The following is a 17951-nucleotide window of genomic DNA, read 5'->3' as shown; positions in this document are numbered from 1 at the left end:
CCGCTATCCCTTACGCATTGAGTGTTTGGCCTGTTGCGCCGGAGCGCGGCGCAGCAGCTTGCCCAGGTACTGTCCGGTATGGCTGTCCTCGGTGGCCGCGACGTCTTCCGGCGTGCCCTGGGCCACCACGCGGCCGCCGCCGTCGCCGCCTTCGGGGCCCATGTCGACGACCCAGTCAGCCGTCTTGATGACGTCCAGGTTGTGTTCGATGATGAGGACAGTGTTGCCGCTGTCGACCAGCTGGTTCAGCACCTGCAACAGTAGCTCGATATCGCGGAAATGCAAGCCCGTCGTGGGCTCATCCAGGATGTACAACGTGCGGCCCGTGCTGCGGCGGGACAGTTCCTGCGACAGCTTCACGCGCTGCGCTTCCCCGCCCGACAGCGTGGTAGCGCTCTGGCCGAGCCGGATATAGGACAGGCCTACGTCGATCAGCGTGTGCAGCTTGCGCGCGATGGCCGGCACCGATTCGAAGTATTCCAGCGCCTGTTCCACCGTCAGGTCCAGCACTTCGCTGATATTGCGGCCGCGGTAGCGGATCTCCAGCGTTTCCCGGTTGTAGCGCTTGCCGTGGCAGACGTCGCAAGGCACGTACATGTCCGGCAGGAAGTGCATTTCCACCTTGACCACGCCGTCGCCCTGGCACGCTTCGCAGCGGCCGCCCTTCACGTTGAAGCTGAAGCGCCCCGGGTCGTAGCCGCGGGTCCGCGCTTCCGGCACGCCTGCGAACAGTTCGCGGATGGGCGTGAAAAGGCCGGTATAGGTGGCGGGGTTGCTGCGCGGCGTGCGGCCGATGGGGCTCTGGTCCACGCTGATGATCTTGTCGAAGTTCTCCAGCCCCTGCATCGAGACATAGGGCGCGGGTTCGCTCTGCGCGTGATGCAGCTGGCGCGATACCGCGACCGCCAGCGTGTCGTTGACCAGCGTGGACTTGCCCGACCCCGACACGCCGGTCACGCAGACCAGGCGGCCCGAGGGGATGCGCAGGTCCACGTTCTTCAGGTTGTTGCCGCTGGCGCCCGACAGCACCAGCCAGGGCAGCTCGTCGTCCACGGGGCGGCGCTCGGGTATCGCGATGGAGCGCGCGCCGCTGAGGTACTGGCCCGTCAGGGAGGCAGGATCGCGTTGCACGGTTTCCGGATCGCCTTGCGCGACGACCTCGCCGCCGTGTTCGCCGGCGCCCGGCCCCATGTCCACGACCCAGTCGGCCATGCGGATCATGTCTTCGTCGTGTTCGACCACGATGACGCTGTTGCCGAGGTCGCGCAGGTGCTGCAGGGTGCCGATCAGGCGGTCGTTGTCGCGCTGGTGCAGGCCGATGGAGGGTTCGTCCAGCACGTACATCACGCCCGTCAGGCCCGAACCGATCTGGCTGGCCAGGCGGATGCGCTGCGCTTCCCCGCCGGAGATCGTGTCGGCGCTGCGGTCGAGCGACAGATAGTTCAGACCCACGTTGTTCAGGAAGCTCAGGCGCGCCTCGATCTCGCGCACGATGCGTTGCGCGATCTCCTGCTTGGCGCCGGTCAGGTTCAGGTCGCGGAACCAGGAAAGGCAGGTCGATAGCGGCATCGCCTCGACTTCGTAGATGGCCTGGCCATGGCGCTCGCCGCCGCGGGGGTCCTGGCCGATCAGCACGTTGCGCGCTTCCGGGCGCAGGCGCGAGCCTGCGCAATCGGGGCAGGTCTTGATGTTGCGGTATTTGCCCAGTTCTTCGCGCACGGTGGCCGAATCGGTTTCGCGCCAGCGGCGCTCCAGGTTCGGGATGACGCCTTCGAAGGTGTGGCGCTTGACCGTGCTCCGGCCTTTTTCGTTCAGGTAGAGGAAGGAGATTTCCTCTTCGCCCGAGCCGTACAGCACTTTCTCGCGCAGCGTCTCGGGCAGTTCCTCGAAGGGCGTTTCGATGTCGAATTCGTAATGGGCCGCCAGGCTGGTCAGGAGCGAATGGGTGAACGCATTGCGGCGGTCCCAGCCGCGGATGGCGCCGGCCGCCAGGCTCAGTTCCGGGAAGGCGACCACGCGCTTGGGATCGAAGAACCCGACCTGGCCGATGCCGTCGCAACTGGGGCAGGCGCCCATGGGGTTGTTGAAACTGAACAGGCGAGGCTCCAGCTCGGGCAGGCTGTGGCTGCACACCGGGCAGGCGTAGCGGCTGGAGAACACCTGCTCGCGTCCGCCGTCCATGTCGAGCGCCAGCGCGCGCCCGTCGGCCAGCTGCAAGGCCGTTTCGAAGCTCTCCGCCAGGCGCTGCTTGCTTTCGGGCTTGATGCGCAGCCGGTCGATCACCACGTCGATGTCGTGTTTCTCGGTTTTCTTCAGCGGCGCCATGCCGTCGATTTCCATCATCTGGCCGTCGACGCGCAGGCGCACATAACCCTGCGCCTGCAGGCTGGCGCATTCGTCCTCGAAACTGCCTTTCTTGCCCCGGGCGATCGGCGCCAGCACGGCCAGGCGGGTTTCGGGCGCCCAGGCGAGCACCGAATCAACCATCTGGCTGACGCTTTGCGCCTGCAGGGGCAGGCCGTGGTCCGGACAATACGGCGTGCCGACCCGCGCATACAGCAGGCGCAGGTAGTCGTGGATCTCGGTGATGGTGCCGACGGTGGAGCGGGGGTTGTGTCCGGCCGCCTTCTGCTCGATCGAGATGGCGGGCGACAGGCCCTCGATCAGGTCCACGTCCGGCTTGTCCATCAGTTGCAGGAATTGCCGGGCGTAGGCGGAAAGGCTTTCCACATACCGCCGCTGGCCCTCCGCGTACAGGGTGTCGAATGCCAGCGAAGACTTGCCCGAGCCGGACAAGCCGGTGACGACCACCAGTTTGTGGCGGGGCAGGTCCAGCGAGACGTTCTTGAGATTGTGGGTGCGGGCACCCCGAATGCGTATCGCGTCCATCGGGCTCGTTAAGCGGTTTCAAAGGCCAACTTGGTACTATAGCGCGCCGAATCCCCCCGCGTTCGGGGCAGTCCTTCCGCCCGGATTGGCCCGGGGCCGGCGCCGCACCGCCAGATCAGACCGTGAGCGTATGACAACCACGCGCGCGAATAGCCCTTGTCATTGTTGAAATTTCCGCATGCCGGCCGATAAAAAACTGAAATTGACCCCTTCCGAGCGCCGCGCCAGCGTGGCGCTGGCCGGCCTGTTCGCCGCGCGGATGCTGGGGCTGTTCCTGTTGCTGCCCGTTTTTGCCGTGGCGGCCAGCGGCATGCCGGGCGGGGACGACCCCGCGCGGGTCGGGCTGGCGCTGGGCATGTACGGCCTGACCCAGGCGTTCATGCAGATCCCCTTCGGCCTGGCGTCCGACCGCTGGGGACGCCGCCCCGTCGTGCTGTTCGGGCTGCTGCTGTTCGTCGCGGGCAGCATCGTCTGCGCCCAGGCCTCGGACGTGTACTGGATCACCATCGGCCGCGCCATCCAGGGCGCCGGCGCCATTTCCGCGGCGGTCACCGCCTGGCTGGCGGACGCTACCCGCGACGAGGTGCGCACGCGCGCCATGGCCATGGTGGGCGGATCGATCGGCCTGTCCTTCGCCGTCTCGCTCGTGCTGTCGCCCGTGCTGGTCGGGTGGTGGGGCCTGTCGGGCCTGTTCTGGACCATCGCCTGCCTGGGAGTCATCTGCCTGGCCGTGGCGCGCTGGGTCGTGCCCGTGGTGCCGCGTACCCAGGCGCGCACCATGCAGGCGGCCAAGCCTCGGGAGGTCCTGACCCACAGCGACCTGCTGCGCCTGAATTTCGGCGTCTTCGTGCTGCACCTGATCCAGGTATCGCTGTTCGTGGTGGTGCCGGCGCTGCTCGCGAAGATCGGCGGGCTGGACGCGCGAGAACTCTGGAAGGTCTATCTTCCGGTCATCCTGGTGTCGTTCGTGCTGATGGTGCCGGTGGTGTTCGTCGCGGAAAAGCGTCGTGCCCACCGCGGAGCGCTGCGCGCCGCCGTTGCGGGCCTGATCCTGGTGTGCGCCCTGCTGCCCGCCGCCAGCCATGGCTTCTACACGCTGGCGGCCGCATTGACGGGCTTTTTCGTCGCCTTCAACGTGCTGGAGGCCTTGCAGCCATCGTTGGTGTCCCGGGTTGCGCCGCAGGCCTACAAGGGGTTGGCGCTGGGCTTCTACAACACCGCCCAGGCCGCGGGCCTGTTCACCGGAGGGGCGCTCGGCGGCTGGCTGGCCGCGCATTCCGGGTCCACCGCCGTGTTTCTTGCCGCGGCGGCCTTGTCCGCCGTCTGGTTGGCCGTGACCTGGGCCTTGCGGCCGCTTTCCTGATCGGCGCGGCCGCCTGTCCGCCGCCGCGCGGAAATGTCGCGGATCGCGCCTCGAACGGCGGCCAACACCCGTCAAATCAAGGGAAGGGGCGGGCGGTTTTGTCACTATTTCCGTTTGGCGCGACGGCCTCTTTTCGTCGATAATAGACACCAATCTAGGGCTTCACCCGGCGTCGCCGGTCATCGTGATGGTGACCGGCGAGTTTCATGAAGCCGGTCTTCAACATCGCTTTTATGTTGTTGCCGGCGCGCTCGCGGCAACGCACAGGCGCAGGCTGTCAACAACAGAGGGACAACGGCATGGCATCGGTTAACAAAGTCATACTCGTGGGCAATCTGGGGCGCGACCCGGAAGTCCGCTACAGCCCCGACGGGGCGGCAATCTGCAATATGTCCATTGCCACCACCTCCACCTGGAAGGACAAGGCTTCCGGCGAGCGCCGCGAAGAAACGGAATGGCACCGCGTCGTCATGTACAACCGCCTGGCTGAAATCGCCGGCGAATACCTGAAGAAGGGCCGCTCGGTCTACATCGAAGGCCGCCTCAAGACGCGCAAGTGGCAAGACAAGGACACCGGCGCCGACCGCTACAGCACCGAAATCGTCGCCGACCAGATGCAGATGCTGGGCGGCCGCGAAGACGGCGGCGGCGGTGGCGCCAGCTACGGCGGTGGCGGCGGCTACGACGACGCGCCGCGCCAGCAGCGCGCCGCCCCGGCGCAACGCCCGGCTCCCCAGCAGCGCCCGGCTCCCGCGGCGGCTCCGGCCAGCAGCGGCGCCAACCTGGCGGACATGGACGACGATATTCCGTTCTAACACCAAGCCAACGCCTTGTTGGTCGAAGCCCGCTTTTCTCTTGGAAAGGCGGGCTTTTCTTTACCCACCGTTTTTGTTCTTAAGCCCGACTGCTGCTTGGTGACAGTGGCGGGTATGGCGGCCGCTTCGAGGTGCACGCCTCTTTGCCGGCATCGGCGGCATCGAGCGCAGGCCGGTGCGCGGACCGAGCGTGGGCCAGCCCATCGGCCTGGTCGTTGCTCCGAAGCGGCCGCATTGGCAACTGCCGGTCCGAGGATGGAAGAAATAATTTGTTTCACAATATCGCTTGGTTCGTCTATCTAGTAGTAGGTAAGATTCATCCATCGACGCAGCAAACCCAACAAACCCGCTGCCGCCGAGCCCAGAAATACAGTAGTCCGCCTTTTTTATTTACCCGGTTATCTACCTACAAGTAGATAGTTTATTTGACTAGCAACACGAATCCTCAATCTGGAGATCAACCATGAAGACCCTCGTATCCGCCCTGATCCTGTCCGCGTCGTTCATTGGCGCCGCCCAAGCCGGTGAGCTGGACTATCCGCCTGCCCTGAACACGGAAAGCACGGTGACCCGCGCCCAGGTGCAGCAGGAACTGGCAGCGGCCCGCGCCAACGGTGAACTGGCGTTCGGCGAAGAAGGCTACGCCGCCACGACCTTCGCAGCCACCGCGGACAAGAGCCGTGCCCAGGTGCGCCAGGAATTGGCCAACGCCCGTGCCCAAGGCCTGACCGATAGCGCCGAACTGGCTTATCCGCCCGTGGAAGGCTGAGTTTTTTCCCAGTAAATCTATCTACACATAGATAGTAGATCGTAATTATCCCGGCCCTGACGCCGTACCCTTTTTGGAGATTGACCATGAAGACCCTCGTATCCGCCCTGATCCTGTCCGCGTCGTTCATTGGCGCCGCCCAAGCCGGCGAGCTGGACTATCCGCCTGCCCTGAACACGGAAAGCACGGTGACCCGCGCCCAGGTGCAGCAGGAACTGGCGGCGGCCCGCGCCAACGGTGAGCTGGCGTTCGGCGAAGAAGGCTATGCCGCCACGACCTTTGCCGCGGCCGCGGACAAGACGCGCGGCCAGGTGCAACAGGAACTGGCCGCCGCCCGTGCGCATGGCCTGACCGACAGCGGCGAACTGGACTATCCGCCCGTGCAAGGCTGAGCATGATGCCGACGCATGCGGGCCCCGGGGGCGGGACTTTCCCGGCCGGGGTCCGCGCGGGCGTTATGGCAGCGGCCAGACCGCTGAAACCAATGACGGACCGACCTATTAGTAGGTAATATTCAGCCATGGACACTCCCACTCCCAATACCACCCGCGAACTGCTTCTGGCCCATGCCGAGAAGCTGATCCGCACGCGCGGATGCAACGGCTTCAGCTACCGCGACCTGGCCGAGCATGTGGGCGTGAAGACGTCCAGCATCCACTATTACTTTCCGGGCAAGGACGACTTGCTCTACGAGGCTGTCGAAGCCTATAGCGCGCGCGCCCTGGGCGCCGTCCGCGGCATCGATACCTCCCAGCCCGCGCAGGCGCAGCTCGACCAATACCTGACGCTGATGGAATCGCGCGCTTGCGGATCGGGCGAATTGTGCCTGGGCGGCATGCTGGCCGCCGAGGTCAACTCCCTGCCTGAAAGGGTGCGCGGCGCGCTGCAGGGGTTTTTCCGGGCGCACGAAGCCTGGCTGGCCCGGGTGCTGGCCGAAGGCGCGGCCCAAGGCACGATGAAATTCTCCGGCACGCCCGAGGCTGCCGGCCGCGCGGTGTTCGCCACCGTGCAGGGCTGCATCCTGGTGTCGCGCCTGTTCCAGCAGCCCGCCGCCTTGTGCGAGGCCATTGGCGCCCTGTACGTGCAATGCGAGGGGAAGGCCGACCAGGCCGGCTGACCGCGCCCGATCCTTCCTGACGTCCACGGCCGCCCTGCGCAACGCAGGCGGCCGTTGTGTTTGCGCGCGCCCTCCTGCCGGCCGTGATCAGGCCGGGCCGCGCCAGGCCGGGCCGCGCCAGGCCAGGCTCGCGTCAGGCCGCGAGCAGCGCGCGCGCCATGTCGATGCTGGTCCGCTGTTGCACGCCGAGGTCCCGCATGCGCTGCTGGAACGTCGCCTGTGCTTCGGCGAAGCCGGCGACGGGGCTCATGCAGTCCGTCAGCAGCACCAGCCGCGAAAGATCTCGGCCGGGCAGGTGCTCGGCCAGGTGCTCGACGGTAGCCTTGACGCAATGGCTGCCGGCTTCGCCGGCGACGAGGATGAGCTCGGAGCGGTCCAGCGAATCCAGCAGGCCGCGATTGAGCTGGCTGCGGGGATCGTCGGCGTCGGGCACTTCGGCCATCAGCGCGCTGTAGTGCTCCGTCCACGGATTCGTGCCCTTGGGCACCTTGCGCACGATGAGCTGGCGTTCATCCTCCCAGCGGCTGTAGGCGGCGCGCACGTCCGCGTGCACGTTGTGGCCCCAGGTGCCGATCTCGCAATGCACGGGCCAGACCATCAGCGTATAGCGGCCGCGCGCTTCCAGTTCGTCCAGGTAGGACAAGGTGCGCGGCAGATCGTCCGCGTGCCGGGGCCGGAACGCGCCCGCGCGCACCTGCGCCGCGGTGATCGGCGTGAACGGCGCCACGGGCTGGCCGTCGCCGGTGCTCCAGAAAGTCGGATGCGCGATGTCCAGCCGGTGGTGCGAATCCAGCGTGACCGTGATGGAGGTCAACGCGGAGGCCGCTGCGTCGATGAAGCGCGCCAGCCGCTGCATGTCTTCGTGCGCGCCCGCCACCGGCAACGCGGGCGCGTGGGGATTGCCCGTGAGCGGGTCCGTCGGCAGGTAGGCCTGCGGCAGGTCGCAGAAGTCATTCTGCGGGTCGATGATCAATAGATGACAGGAGCGCGGCATGACAACGTTCGGGGAGGGCGAACTGGAAATATAGAACGGGATGGCCATGGCAATCTAGAAAAGTACCAGATGCTCGGCGCGGTCCGGCAATTGGCGCAGCAGGGCGCGCCATTGCAGCCAGATTCTTGCCCCGGCCGAGACGGCGATGATTGCGATGACGATCCACATGATCGGGCTCCTGAGTTATTTCGCACGACCGTGCGAAATTTGGCGATAATCATGCGCCCGCGCCAGGCTAGCGTGGCGGACGCGGCGGGTGCTACTCGATGTACTTGAAGCTGCGGTAGGTGGAAATCAGGCGTTCATAGGCGGCCCGCACGCGGTCGTGGGCCTTCGGGTCGCGCAGGAAGCGGGCGTCGTGCATCAGGCCGACCATCAGGCTGTAGACCTCGAATACCAGTTGTTCGGGGTCTGTGTCGGGCCTCAGGTGCCCGGCCTCCAGCGCCTGATTCACGGTGCGCACCATGGCGGCGCGCCAACGCCGGAGATTGCTTTCCAGCACCGAGCGCAGCGGCGACTCGACGTCGTCGTATTCGAAGGCGCCGGCCACGTAGATGCATCCCGTCAGCGTTTCGACGTTGCTGGCGCGATCGATCCATAGCGAGACCAGGGCGTTCAGCCGCGGCAGGCCGCGGGGGAAAGCCATGGCCGGCGTGAACACGGCTTCCACGAAGCGGCGGTCGTATTCGTCCAGCACGGCCTGCTGCAAGGCTTCCAGCGAGCCGACGCGCGAGAACACGCCGCTCTTGCTGATGCCCAGGCGCCTGGCGACCTGGCCCAGCGACAGGCTTTCCATGCCCTGCGCGGCGGCCATGTCCAGCGCGGCGTCCACGATGGCCGCGAAGGTCAGCTCGCTTTTTTCGGTTTTGGCGGTCATGGGGCAAATTTAGCACGGTCGTGCGAAATTCGCCCATATTTTTCTATCCACAAGAGAAAGGGCCGGACAGCGATGCTGTCCGGTCCTGTTGCCACGGGGCTGGCCGTCAGGCCTGCGCGGCCTTGAATTCGAGGCGGTACTTGTGCAACAGCGGCTCGGTATAGCCGTTGGGCTGCGTCAGCCCTTCGAACACCAGCGCGCACGCCGCCTTGAACGCCAGCGAGGTGTCGAAGTGGCCGGCCATCGGACGGTAGAGCGCGTCGCCGGCGTTCTGCCCGTCGACCACCTTGGCCATGCGCTTGAACGTTTCCATGACCTGTTCGCGATTAGTCACGCCGTGGCGCAGCCAGTTGGCGATGTGCTGGCTGGAGATGCGCAGCGTGGCGCGGTCTTCCATCAGGCCGACGTTATGGATATCGGGCACCTTCGAGCAGCCCACGCCCTGATCGATCCAGCGGACGACATAGCCCAGGATGCCCTGGACGTTGTTGTCCAGTTCCTGCTGGATGTCGGCGGCAGACCATTTGGACGGATCGCCGACCGGCACCGTGAGCAGGCCGTTCAGCAGATCGTCGCGCACGGTGTCCAGCCTGGTGCGTTCCAGCTCTTGCTGCACGGCCTGCACATCGACCTGGTGGTAGTGCAGGGCATGCAGCGTGGCAGCCGTGGGCGAGGGCACCCAGGCGGTATTGGCGCCGGCCTTGGGATGCGCGATCTTCTGTTCCAGCATGGCGGCCATCATGTCCGGCATGGCCCACATGCCTTTGCCGATCTGGGCGCGGCCGCGCAGGCCCGTGTCCAGGCCGACCAGCACGTTGTTGCGTTCGTAGGCGGCGATCCAGGCGGTGGACTTCATGTCGCCCTTGCGCAGCATGGGGCCTGCTTCCATGCTGGAGTGCATTTCGTCGCCGGTGCGGTCCAGGAAGCCCGTGTTGATGAAGGCCACGCGGGAGGCGGCGGCTTCGATGCAGGCCTTGAGGTTGATGCTGGTGCGGCGCTCCTCGTCCATGATGCCCATTTTCAGGGTGTTGCGCGGCAGCTTCAGCAGGTCTTCCACGCGGTCGAAGAGTTCGCTGGCGAAAGCGGCCTCGACCGGGCCGTGCATCTTGGGCTTCACGATGTAGACGGAACCGGTGCGCGAATTCAGCTTGCGTGCGCGGTCCGGCAGCGCGGCCAGGCTGGTGACCACGGCGTCCAGGATGCCTTCGGGGATCTCCCTGCCGTCGCGGTCCAGGATGGCCGGGTTGGTCATCAGGTGGCCCACGTTGCGCACGAACATGAGCGAACGGCCGTGCAGGGTCAGCACCGAGCCGTCCGGGCGCGAGTACTGGCGGTCCGCGTTCAGCTTGCGGGTAAAAGTCTTGCCGCCCTTGGTGACTTCCTCGGTCAGGTCGCCCTTCATCAGGCCGAGCCAGTTGCGATAGATCTGGACCTTGTCGGCGGCGTCCACGGCGGCGACGGAGTCTTCGCAATCCATGATGGTGGTCAGCGCGGCCTCGACCAGCACGTCTTTCACGCCGGCGGCGTCGGTGGCGCCGATGGCGTGGGCGCGATCGATCTGGATCTCGAAATGCAAACCGTTGTTCTTGAGCAGGATGGCCGACGGCGCGGAGGCGGACCCTTGGTAGCCCGCGAATTGCGTCACGGACTTCAGGCCGGTCGAGCCATTGGCCAGCGCGACGCGCAACTCGCCGTTCTCGACGGTGTAGCCGCGGGCGTCGGCGTGGGAACCCTGGGCCAGCGGGGCGGCGGAGTCCAGGAAGGCGCGGGCGCGGGCGATGACGGCGGCGCCGCGCTCCGGGTTATAGCCGCCGCCGGTGTCGCCGGGCGTGGCGGGGATGGCGTCGGTGCCGTAGAGGGCGTCGTACAGGCTGCCCCAGCGCGCGTTGGCGGCATTCAGCGCGTAGCGCGGATTGGACATGGGCACGACCAGCTGCGGACCTGCCTGTTGCGAGATCTCGGTATCGACGTTGTCGGTGGTGGCGCGCACGGTTGCGGGCTGCGGCAGCAGGTAGCCGATGCCTTCGAGGAATTTGCGATATGCGGCGGGATCCGCGATAGGGCCGGGATTGGCGCGATGCCATGCGTCGAGTTCGGCCTGCAGGCGGTCACGTTCGGCCAGCAGCGCGCGATTCTTCGGGGCCAGGTCATCCACCAGGGCCGCGAACCCTTGCCAGAAACCGTCGGCATCCAGGCCGGTGCCCGGCAGCGCTTCCTGTTCGATGAATTGATTGAGATTGGCCGCCACTTGCAGGCCGTGGTGCTGGATGCGTTGAGTCATGCGGTTCTCTAGCGGTAAGTGAAGCTGGCCGGCGCCGCGCGCCGGGCGGATCTGTCGTGACATCATCGTTCGCGGCCGTCGCAATGTCCATATCAAAACCATCTGGTCATACCAGTTTATTTTTGTAGTACCGGGCAAAGCTTGGATTTTTATGGTTTTATATCAGCTACTTACCGAGGCGTGATCCGCTGGCTCCTGTCTGAACCAAGCTTGGTCATACCACTGGTCCGGAGGGTGAATGTACGCGGAAACAGTAGAAAAACCCCGCCAGGTGGCGGACGAGGTCGCCGAGCGCATCGAGCGCCTGATCCTGGACGGCGTGCTCAAGGCGGGCCAGGCATTGCCGTCCGAACGGCGCCTTACCGAAAAACTGGGCGTGTCGCGCACTGCGCTGCGCGAAGGACTGAAGCTCCTGCGGGCCCGCGAGATCATCCACACCTCGCAGGGCAAGGGGTCGTTCGTGGCGCAGATCTCCAAGGTGGACGCCGGGCCCCTGATGCATCTGTTCAATTCGCAGCCGCGCACGCTGTACGACCTGCTGGAAGTGCGGTCCCTGCTGGAGGCCGAGTCGGCGCGGCTGGCGGCCATTCGCGGCACCGAGGCGGATTTCATCATGATCCGCCGCCGCTATGACGAAATGGTGGCGGCGCAGGACGCGGCGACCGACACGACGACACACGCGCACCTGGATCATGCCTTCCATCTGGCCATCTGCGAGGCCTCGCACAATCCGGTGCTGGTGCATACGCTGCAATCGCTGACGGACCTGCTGCTGGGATCCGTGTTCGCCTGCGTGAACAATCTGTACCACCGCGAGCCCGAGAAACGGCAGATCGACCGGCAGCATGCGCGGCTGTTCAACGCCGTTACGGCGCGCCAGCCCGAGCAGGCGCGCAAGGCGGCGGCGGACCACGTGGACAGCGTGCGCCAGAGCCTGTCCGATATCGAGCAGGAAGAACAGCGCCTGGTGCGCGCCACGCTGCGCCTGGAAGGCTGGACGTAGGCGCGCGGCGGATCGGGCGCTTAGCGGTCGGCGGCCATGGCCTTGCCGGCGAGGGCCAGCGGCTTGCCCGCATAGACCCGGCCGTAGCGGTTGTGCACGAAGGTCTCCAGATCGATGGCTTCCTGGCCCACGAATCCCCGCTGCGGCAGGACGCCCTGCGCCACCAGGTCGAGCGCGGCGCAGATGCCCGCGGCCGTGGACAGCTGGATCGCGCTGAGGCGATGGCCGTCGACGTCCGTGCCGAAGATGCGCACCGGATACGACTCTTCTTCCAGCCGGCCATTGCGGCGGCCCGATGCCGAGGCCTGGATCACGATCACATCCTGTTCGGTCGTGGGGATGGCGGCCTCGAAGATTTCCTTCAGCAGGTCGCGGCGGTCGCGCAGGCGCAGATCATTGAGCAGCAGCTTCATGATGTCGCGGTGCCCGGGGTAGCGCACGGACTTGTAGTCCACGTTGCGCGCGCGGCCGACCAGCGTGGCGGGCAGGGTGCCCAGCCCGCCCGAGGTGTTGAAGGCCTCGTATTCCACGCCGTCCAGCGCGAAGGTCTCGTAGCCTTCCAGGGCGGGCACGCTCGTGAGCTGCCCATCGACGATGGCCTCGCAGGGGTTGCAGTATTCGTTGATGAGCCCTTCCGTACTCCAGGTCAGGTTGTAGCGCAGGCTGTTGGAGGGATAGCGCGGCAGGGCGCCGACGCGCATGCGCAGATCCAGCAGCGTATCGAAGCGGCGCGCCAGCGCGTTGCCGACGATGCCGATGAAGCCGGGCGCCAGGCCGCATTGCGGCATCAGGACGCTGCGCGCCTCTTCCGCCAGCGACTGGATGGCGTGCGTGCTGGCCACGTCCTCGGTCAGGTCGAAGTAGTGCACGCCGGCCTTGGCGCACAGCCCGGCAACCGCGATGGCGCGGTGAAAGGGCAGTGCGTTGACGACGGCATAGCGGCCTTCGATGCAGCGTGCCAGCGCGTCATCGTCCGAAATCCGCCGGGTTTCGCAGCCGAGTTCGGCCACGGCGCGCAGCCGGACGGGATCCTGGTCGGCAACCAGCACCGAGTAATCGCCGCTGCGTTCCAGCATCAAGGCGATGGCAAAACCGATTTTTCCGGCGCCCAGAAGAAGAATGGGACGGGGGGATGCGATGGACATGGCGCACGCTCCTGCGGAGGAAGAGAGGTAAGTGGTCTCATCCTATGCCGGGGTGCTGTCGATGTGTAGCCATTAAAACGTCGAATCGGCTTTAGATAACGTTGATTCGACTTAATTGGCTGTCGTATCGTCAAAAAAGAAAGCCCTCCGGCTTGCACCGGAGGGCTTGGGCGCTGGTCATGGCCTTGGGGGCCACGGGGGGGATCAGCTGCCCAGGGGCGGGTAGTCCAGGTTGCCGAAGGTGACCAGGCCTTCCGACTTGGCCTGCGCCAGTTCGGTCTGGACCTGGGCGCGGGTCAGCGACGCGGTGTGTTCGGCGGCGGCGACGGGCGGGTAGTCCAGGTTGCCGAACGTCACTTCGCCGGCATTCTTGGCCTGGGCCAGTTCGGCCTGGACCTGTTGCGAAGTCAGGCTCGACGTCTGGGCGATGGGGGCGGGGTAGCCTTCTTCGCCGAACGTGTATTGGCCGGAAACCTTGGCTTGTTGCAGTTCGGCCTGGACCTGGGCGCGGGTGGGGCCTTGGTCGGCTTCGGCGGCTTGGGCGCCGGCGGCCAGAACGGACATGGACAGCATCAAAGCGGTAGCAAGGGTTTTCATGGCAGACCTCCGATGTCTTGAGCTTGGGAGCCGAACGGCTGGCGTGATTGCCAGGGGTTCGCTTGCTGTGTCCCGATGAGATGCATTCTGTGCTCAAAACACCCTGGGATAAACCCTTATTACCTGAAAACATCTTTCCAAAATCTGGGCTAATCACTTTTGGTTTTGCCAAATGGTGCCATGGATGGTGATATTTCCATTTGATGACGCCATGGGCGGCCCTCCGCGCAGAAGGCGGTAGCCTGGAAGGAAGAAGGGGGGGAAGCGAAGGGCGCGCGGCCCCGGAACTACGCCGAGGCCGGCAAGGGGAAGGGGGGATCAGCGGTTCAGTTCGGCCAGCGCGGCGTCGTATTCCGCCTTGGCTTCGTCCAGCTTGCGCTGGGCCTTGTCGATCTTGTCCTGCTTGCCCTTGGCCCGGGCCTGCTTGAGCTCGCTTTCGCGCTCGGCCACCTTGGCCTGCTTGTCACGCACGTCGGCCTCGCGTTGCGATTGCAGGCGGCTGTCGCTGCAGTTCGCCTTGGCTTCCGCCAGGGCTTTGCGCAAGCCGGCTTCGCGGCGCGTATTGTTCTGCGCCTGGGCGGCGGCGATATCGTTTTCGATGTGGCAGAACTTGGCGGCGCAGCCGCGCTGGGCCGAGCAGTCGCTGGCGGCCTGGGCCGGGGCAGCAGCGAAGGCGGCCGCCGCCGCGGCGGCCAGGGCCAGGGATTTGAGCAAAGCGGGCATGCGGATCTCCGTAAGATGTGTCGGAGATTCAATCATCGCCCGCGTGCGCGCGCCACGCAATGCGCTTCAACGGATCAGCGTGCCCGCCAGCGCGGCCGCCACCAGCAAGGCGCCCAGCCAGAGATTGGCGCGGAAAAGCATGAAGTTGCGATCCGGGCGCTGGATGTCGAAAACCTTCAACTGCCATGCCAGGTGCACTGCCACCGCGGCCATGCCGACCTGGTACGCCCACGACAAGCCGATGGCGTAGCCGCCCCAGGCCCACAGCACGACGGTGCCCAGGTAGAAGCCGCCGATCCAGAGCTTGCCCTGGTCGCCGAAACGCATGGCGGTGGAGTGCAGTCCCAGGCTGCGGTCGTCCCGGACGTCCACGTAGGCATAGATGCTGTCATAGCCGACCTGCCACAGCACGGCGCCCGCCCACATCGCGATGGCGGCCAGCGGCACGTGGTTCTGGGTGTCCGACCAGGCCATCAGCATGCCCCAGTTGAAGCAGATGCCCAGCACGACCTGCGGCCAATAGGTGACGCGCTTGCACAGCGGATAGATGAAGACGAACGGCAGCACCGCCACCGCCAGCCAGCGGCTCATCTCGTTAAGGAAGAACAGCAGCGAACCGCAGACCAGCAACTGCCCGAGCAGGAACCACACGGCATGCTTCATCGTGAGCTGGCCGCTGGTCAAGGGGCGGAAGCGCGTGCGCTCGACATGCTTGTCGAAGTTGCGGTCGCACATGTCGTTCACCGTGCAACCGATGCCCCGCATGAGCAGCGCGCCCAGCGAAAATACGATCAGCCGTTGCAAGTCGGGCAGGCCGCCCGCGGCCTGGACGAGCGCGGCGATTGCCGGCAGCAGGGTCAGCCAGGTGCCGATGGGGCGGTCCAGGCGGCAAAGCCGGGCATAGGGCCGCCACGATTTCGGCAGCCAGCGTTCGACCCAGTCGGTGAAGACGATGTCACTGAGGTCCACGGGAGATTGTTGGGGGGCGCTCACTGTCACGGCGAAACGGAGGTGGGAAAACCAACAGCATAAAACAACAACGGCCAGGCTCCAGCCTGACCGCCGCTTGATCTGCCACGAGCGCCCGCGTCATTGGCGGCAAATGCCGCCAAGCGAGGCGACACGGATCCGGCTCCGCCGGTCCGTCGCCGGCGCCTCCCTTTGGGGGGAGGCGCCGCGGGCGCTTCGGGGAAGGAGGCTCAAGCCTCCTCTTTCAGCAATTTGCCGAGGATGGCGATGCCCGTGCGGATCTTGTCTTCCGGCACGGTGGCGAAGCTCAGGCGCAGCGTGTTGGCTTTGCCGGCGCCGCAGTAGAACGGCGCGCCCGGCACGAACGCCACGTTCTGCGCGATGGCCTTCTCCAGCAGCTTGGTGCTGTCGATGTGCTCGGGCAGCGTCAGCCAGATGAACATGCCGCCTTCCGGCTTGGTCCACGTGACGGTCGACGGGAATTCGCGGGTGATGGCCTCCAGCATGCAGCTGCCCTGCGCGCGGTAGATTTCTCGCACGTTCGGCAGGTGCTCTTTCAGGAAGCCGCCCTTGACGATCTCGTACACGGCCATCTGGGTCAGGGTGGGCGTGTGCAGGTCGGTGGCCTGCTTGGCCTGGACCAGCTTGTTGATCAGCGGGCGCGCGGCGGCGATGTAGCCCAGGCGCAGGCCGGGGGCCAGCACCTTCGAGAACGTGCCCAGGCGGACGACGTTGGCGCCGTGCTCGGCGGCCAGCGCGATCAGGCCGGGTTGCGGCTCGCCGGCGTAGCGCAGTTCGCCGTAGGGATCGTCTTCGACGATGGTCAGGTCCAGTTCCGCCGCGCGCTTGACCAGCGCGATACGGCGTTCCAGGTTGAGCGTGCGGCCGGTGGGGTTCTGGAAGTTGGGCAGCGCATACAGGAAGCGGGCGCCGTCGGCCAGTTCGGGAGTGATGGCTTCCGGGATCAGGCCGCCCTCATCGGTGGGCACCGGCGTGAACGTCGGCTGGTACAGGCTGAACGATTGCAGGGCGCCCAGGTAGCTGGGGTCCTCGACGAGCACCTTGCTGTCCTTGTCGATCAGCACCTTGCCCAGCAGGTCGAGCGCCTGCTGCGAGCCCGACACGATCAGGATCTGGTCGGCGGTGACGTTCGCGCCCGCGCTGTTCAGGTCGTCGGCGACCCATTGGCGCAGCGGCGCGTAGCCTTCGGTCGGGCCGTATTGCAAGGCGGCGCGGCCGTTGGTGGCCAATACCTTGTCGAATGCCTCTCGCACCACTTCTACCGGGAAGCCGCCCGGCGCCGGCAGGCCGCCGGCGAACGAAATGACTTCGGGACGCTCGGTTACCTTGAGGATCTCGCGGATGGCGGAGCTGGTGAGTTGCTGGGCGCGTTCCGAGAAGGAAAACGCAGGTTCGAGAGGCTTGTCCATGGAGTGCTTCTTGATCAAGAAGGGGTAGGAAAGGTCGGGCGTTTTTTTCCCTTCGGGAGGCCCGGTTGAAAAATGTGGCGAAAAGTATTGTCCCACACGGCGGCGGCCCGGCCCCCATAATGCGCGGACCCCCTAAAATCACCTGTGCCGATAATCGCCTGTACAGTTACATTTCCATGTTCGAAACCGCCCCGATCACCGCAGATTCCAAGACCGCCCTGTATGCCGAGCTGGCCGCCCAGGCGCGCGCCCTGCTGGAAGGCGAGCGAGACCGTATCGCCAATGCCGCCAACCTGAGCGCGCTGGCCTATCAGGCCCTGCCCGACCTGAACTGGGCCGGTTTCTATTTCTTCGACGGCGCCGAACTGGTGCTGGGGCCATTCCAGGGCAAGCCTGCCTGCGTGCGGATTCCGCTGCATCGCGGCGTGTGCGGCGCCGCCGCCAGCCAGCGCCAGACGCAGCTGGTGCCCGACGTGCACGCCTTTCCCGGCCATATCGCCTGCGACGCGGCCTCGCGTTCCGAGATCGTCGTGCCGCTGGTGCTGGACGGCGCGCTGATCGGCGTCTGGGATGTGGACAGCCCCCTGCCGGGCCGCTTCGACGAAGACGACCGCAAGGGCATGGAAGCGCTGTGCGCGGTGTTTTTGGCCAGCCTGGGCTGATCCGGCGCCGTTGACACGGCCGCGGGCTCCCGGTAGATTTCCGCTTCAGCGATTTTCGCGCTTGCCGCCAACCGCATTTCCCAATCCATGATTCGTCAGGCCTACCAATCCGCTTTCCTGTTCCGCGCCGTGGGCGTGGTGCTGGCTTGCGCTGGCCTGAAATCCAAAAAACAGCCGCTCATCTGACCGGAGCATGCTGTTCCGTCAGATGGGCGACGGAACAGCGGCCTCCTGGCGGCGCTTGGCGCCGTCCGCGCATCCCCCTGATATCCCGAGCACTTCTGTACGGTCCAACCACGGTCCGCTTACACCGAAGG

The 17951-nt window shown here is 65.9% G+C and carries 16 protein-coding genes; 7 read left to right on the top strand and 9 right to left on the bottom strand.

Annotated elements, in window-relative coordinates; genetic code table 11:
• Nucleotides 1–3: 3 nt before the first annotated feature.
• The gene (gene uvrA, locus ACN6PJ_RS08835; RefSeq protein WP_427995487.1) at nucleotides 4–2889 is read right to left on the bottom strand and encodes an excinuclease ABC subunit UvrA; all 2886 of its coding nucleotides are present in this window, start codon (nucleotides 2887–2889) and stop codon (nucleotides 4–6) included.
• Between the two features lie 178 nt (nucleotides 2890–3067).
• On the opposite strand from uvrA, the gene ACN6PJ_RS08830 reads away from it, so the two are divergent.
• From ACN6PJ_RS08830 to ACN6PJ_RS08810, 5 genes are all read left to right on the top strand, one after another.
• Nucleotides 3068–4252 (top strand): MFS transporter, encoded by a 1185-nt coding sequence (locus ACN6PJ_RS08830; RefSeq protein ID WP_427995486.1) that lies wholly within the window; start codon nucleotides 3068–3070, stop codon nucleotides 4250–4252.
• 299 nt (nucleotides 4253–4551) lie between these two features.
• The gene (gene ssb / locus ACN6PJ_RS08825; RefSeq protein ID WP_043544512.1) at nucleotides 4552–5067 is read left to right on the top strand and encodes a single-stranded DNA-binding protein; all 516 of its coding nucleotides are present in this window, start codon (nucleotides 4552–4554) and stop codon (nucleotides 5065–5067) included.
• 463 nt (nucleotides 5068–5530) lie between these two features.
• Entirely contained in the window at nucleotides 5531–5836 is a 306-nt protein-coding gene (locus ACN6PJ_RS08820) for a DUF4148 domain-containing protein (protein ID WP_427995485.1), read from the top strand.
• A gap of 86 nt (nucleotides 5837–5922) precedes the next feature.
• The gene (locus ACN6PJ_RS08815; protein ID WP_427995484.1) at nucleotides 5923–6228 is read left to right on the top strand and encodes a DUF4148 domain-containing protein; all 306 of its coding nucleotides are present in this window, start codon (nucleotides 5923–5925) and stop codon (nucleotides 6226–6228) included.
• A 128-nt stretch (nucleotides 6229–6356) separates the two neighbouring features.
• Nucleotides 6357–6953 carry a TetR/AcrR family transcriptional regulator gene (locus tag ACN6PJ_RS08810; protein WP_427995483.1) on the top strand — a complete coding sequence of 199 codons (597 nt, stop codon included), beginning with the start codon at nucleotides 6357–6359 and terminating at the stop codon, nucleotides 6951–6953.
• Between the two features lie 133 nt (nucleotides 6954–7086).
• Here the strand turns inward: ACN6PJ_RS08810 and ACN6PJ_RS08805 are convergent, their stop codons facing one another.
• From ACN6PJ_RS08805 to ACN6PJ_RS08795, 3 genes are all read right to left on the bottom strand, one after another.
• Nucleotides 7087–7947 carry a cysteine hydrolase gene (locus tag ACN6PJ_RS08805; protein ID WP_427995482.1) on the bottom strand — a complete coding sequence of 287 codons (861 nt, stop codon included), beginning with the start codon at nucleotides 7945–7947 and terminating at the stop codon, nucleotides 7087–7089.
• 259 nt (nucleotides 7948–8206) lie between these two features.
• Nucleotides 8207–8824, bottom strand: coding sequence for a TetR/AcrR family transcriptional regulator (locus ACN6PJ_RS08800; RefSeq protein ID WP_427995481.1), 618 nt, complete (start codon nucleotides 8822–8824; stop codon nucleotides 8207–8209).
• A 106-nt stretch (nucleotides 8825–8930) separates the two neighbouring features.
• The gene (locus ACN6PJ_RS08795; protein WP_427995480.1) at nucleotides 8931–11105 is read right to left on the bottom strand and encodes a malate synthase G; all 2175 of its coding nucleotides are present in this window, start codon (nucleotides 11103–11105) and stop codon (nucleotides 8931–8933) included.
• Between the two features lie 238 nt (nucleotides 11106–11343).
• On the opposite strand from ACN6PJ_RS08795, the gene glcC reads away from it, so the two are divergent.
• A complete protein-coding gene (gene glcC, locus ACN6PJ_RS08790) occupies nucleotides 11344–12108 on the top strand; it encodes a transcriptional regulator GlcC (protein WP_427995479.1) in 765 nt (254 codons plus the stop codon).
• Between the two features lie 20 nt (nucleotides 12109–12128).
• Here glcC and ACN6PJ_RS08785 read toward each other — a convergent pair whose 3' ends face one another.
• From ACN6PJ_RS08785 to ACN6PJ_RS08765, 5 genes are all read right to left on the bottom strand, one after another.
• A complete protein-coding gene (locus tag ACN6PJ_RS08785) occupies nucleotides 12129–13253 on the bottom strand; it encodes a saccharopine dehydrogenase C-terminal domain-containing protein (protein ID WP_427995478.1) in 1125 nt (374 codons plus the stop codon).
• A gap of 204 nt (nucleotides 13254–13457) precedes the next feature.
• A complete protein-coding gene (locus ACN6PJ_RS08780; protein WP_427995477.1) occupies nucleotides 13458–13850 on the bottom strand; it encodes a DUF4148 domain-containing protein in 393 nt (130 codons plus the stop codon).
• Between the two features lie 318 nt (nucleotides 13851–14168).
• Entirely contained in the window at nucleotides 14169–14573 is a 405-nt protein-coding gene (locus ACN6PJ_RS08775) for a DUF1090 domain-containing protein (protein ID WP_427995476.1), read from the bottom strand.
• Between the two features lie 66 nt (nucleotides 14574–14639).
• Nucleotides 14640–15566: a 4-hydroxybenzoate octaprenyltransferase gene (gene ubiA, locus ACN6PJ_RS08770; RefSeq protein ID WP_427995475.1), complete on the bottom strand. Its 927-nt coding sequence runs from the start codon at nucleotides 15564–15566 to the stop codon at nucleotides 14640–14642.
• A gap of 206 nt (nucleotides 15567–15772) precedes the next feature.
• Nucleotides 15773–16972 (bottom strand): PLP-dependent aminotransferase family protein, encoded by a 1200-nt coding sequence (locus tag ACN6PJ_RS08765; protein WP_427995474.1) that lies wholly within the window; start codon nucleotides 16970–16972, stop codon nucleotides 15773–15775.
• Nucleotides 16973–17148: 176 nt separating this feature from the next.
• Here ACN6PJ_RS08765 and ACN6PJ_RS08760 point away from each other — a divergent pair, with 176 nt between their 5' ends.
• Nucleotides 17149–17634: a GAF domain-containing protein gene (locus ACN6PJ_RS08760; RefSeq protein ID WP_427995473.1), complete on the top strand. Its 486-nt coding sequence runs from the start codon at nucleotides 17149–17151 to the stop codon at nucleotides 17632–17634.
• Nucleotides 17635–17951: the final 317 nt, after the last annotated feature.

The sequence above is a fragment of the Achromobacter sp. genome (assembly GCF_050285585.1).
Taxonomy (GTDB): domain Bacteria; phylum Pseudomonadota; class Gammaproteobacteria; order Burkholderiales; family Burkholderiaceae_B; genus Achromobacter.
The sequence above is the reverse complement of the archived record's forward strand: the minus strand, read 5'-3'. Positions and strand labels throughout refer to the sequence as shown.

Bases quoted from the DNA above. Each gene is read 5' to 3' on its own strand.
- ACN6PJ_RS08760 (WP_427995473.1), top strand. From the start codon at position 17,149: ATGTTCGAAACCGCCCCGATCACCGCAGATTCCAAGACCGCCCTGTAT.
- ACN6PJ_RS08780 (WP_427995477.1), bottom strand. From the start codon at position 13,850: ATGAAAACCCTTGCTACCGCTTTGATGCTGTCCATGTCCGTTCTGGCC.
- ACN6PJ_RS08830 (WP_427995486.1), top strand. From the start codon at position 3,068: ATGCCGGCCGATAAAAAACTGAAATTGACCCCTTCCGAGCGCCGCGCC.
- ACN6PJ_RS08805 (WP_427995482.1), bottom strand. From the start codon at position 7,947: ATGCCGCGCTCCTGTCATCTATTGATCATCGACCCGCAGAATGACTTC.
- ACN6PJ_RS08810 (WP_427995483.1), top strand. From the start codon at position 6,357: ATGGACACTCCCACTCCCAATACCACCCGCGAACTGCTTCTGGCCCAT.
- ACN6PJ_RS08775 (WP_427995476.1), bottom strand. From the start codon at position 14,573: ATGCCCGCTTTGCTCAAATCCCTGGCCCTGGCCGCCGCGGCGGCGGCC.
- ACN6PJ_RS08765 (WP_427995474.1), bottom strand. From the start codon at position 16,972: ATGGACAAGCCTCTCGAACCTGCGTTTTCCTTCTCGGAACGCGCCCAG.
- ACN6PJ_RS08820 (WP_427995485.1), top strand. From the start codon at position 5,531: ATGAAGACCCTCGTATCCGCCCTGATCCTGTCCGCGTCGTTCATTGGC.
- ssb (WP_043544512.1), top strand. From the start codon at position 4,552: ATGGCATCGGTTAACAAAGTCATACTCGTGGGCAATCTGGGGCGCGAC.
- ACN6PJ_RS08800 (WP_427995481.1), bottom strand. From the start codon at position 8,824: ATGACCGCCAAAACCGAAAAAAGCGAGCTGACCTTCGCGGCCATCGTG.
- ACN6PJ_RS08785 (WP_427995478.1), bottom strand. From the start codon at position 13,253: ATGTCCATCGCATCCCCCCGTCCCATTCTTCTTCTGGGCGCCGGAAAA.
- ACN6PJ_RS08815 (WP_427995484.1), top strand. From the start codon at position 5,923: ATGAAGACCCTCGTATCCGCCCTGATCCTGTCCGCGTCGTTCATTGGC.
- glcC (WP_427995479.1), top strand. From the start codon at position 11,344: ATGTACGCGGAAACAGTAGAAAAACCCCGCCAGGTGGCGGACGAGGTC.
- ACN6PJ_RS08795 (WP_427995480.1), bottom strand. From the start codon at position 11,105: ATGACTCAACGCATCCAGCACCACGGCCTGCAAGTGGCGGCCAATCTC.
- uvrA (WP_427995487.1), bottom strand. From the start codon at position 2,889: ATGGACGCGATACGCATTCGGGGTGCCCGCACCCACAATCTCAAGAAC.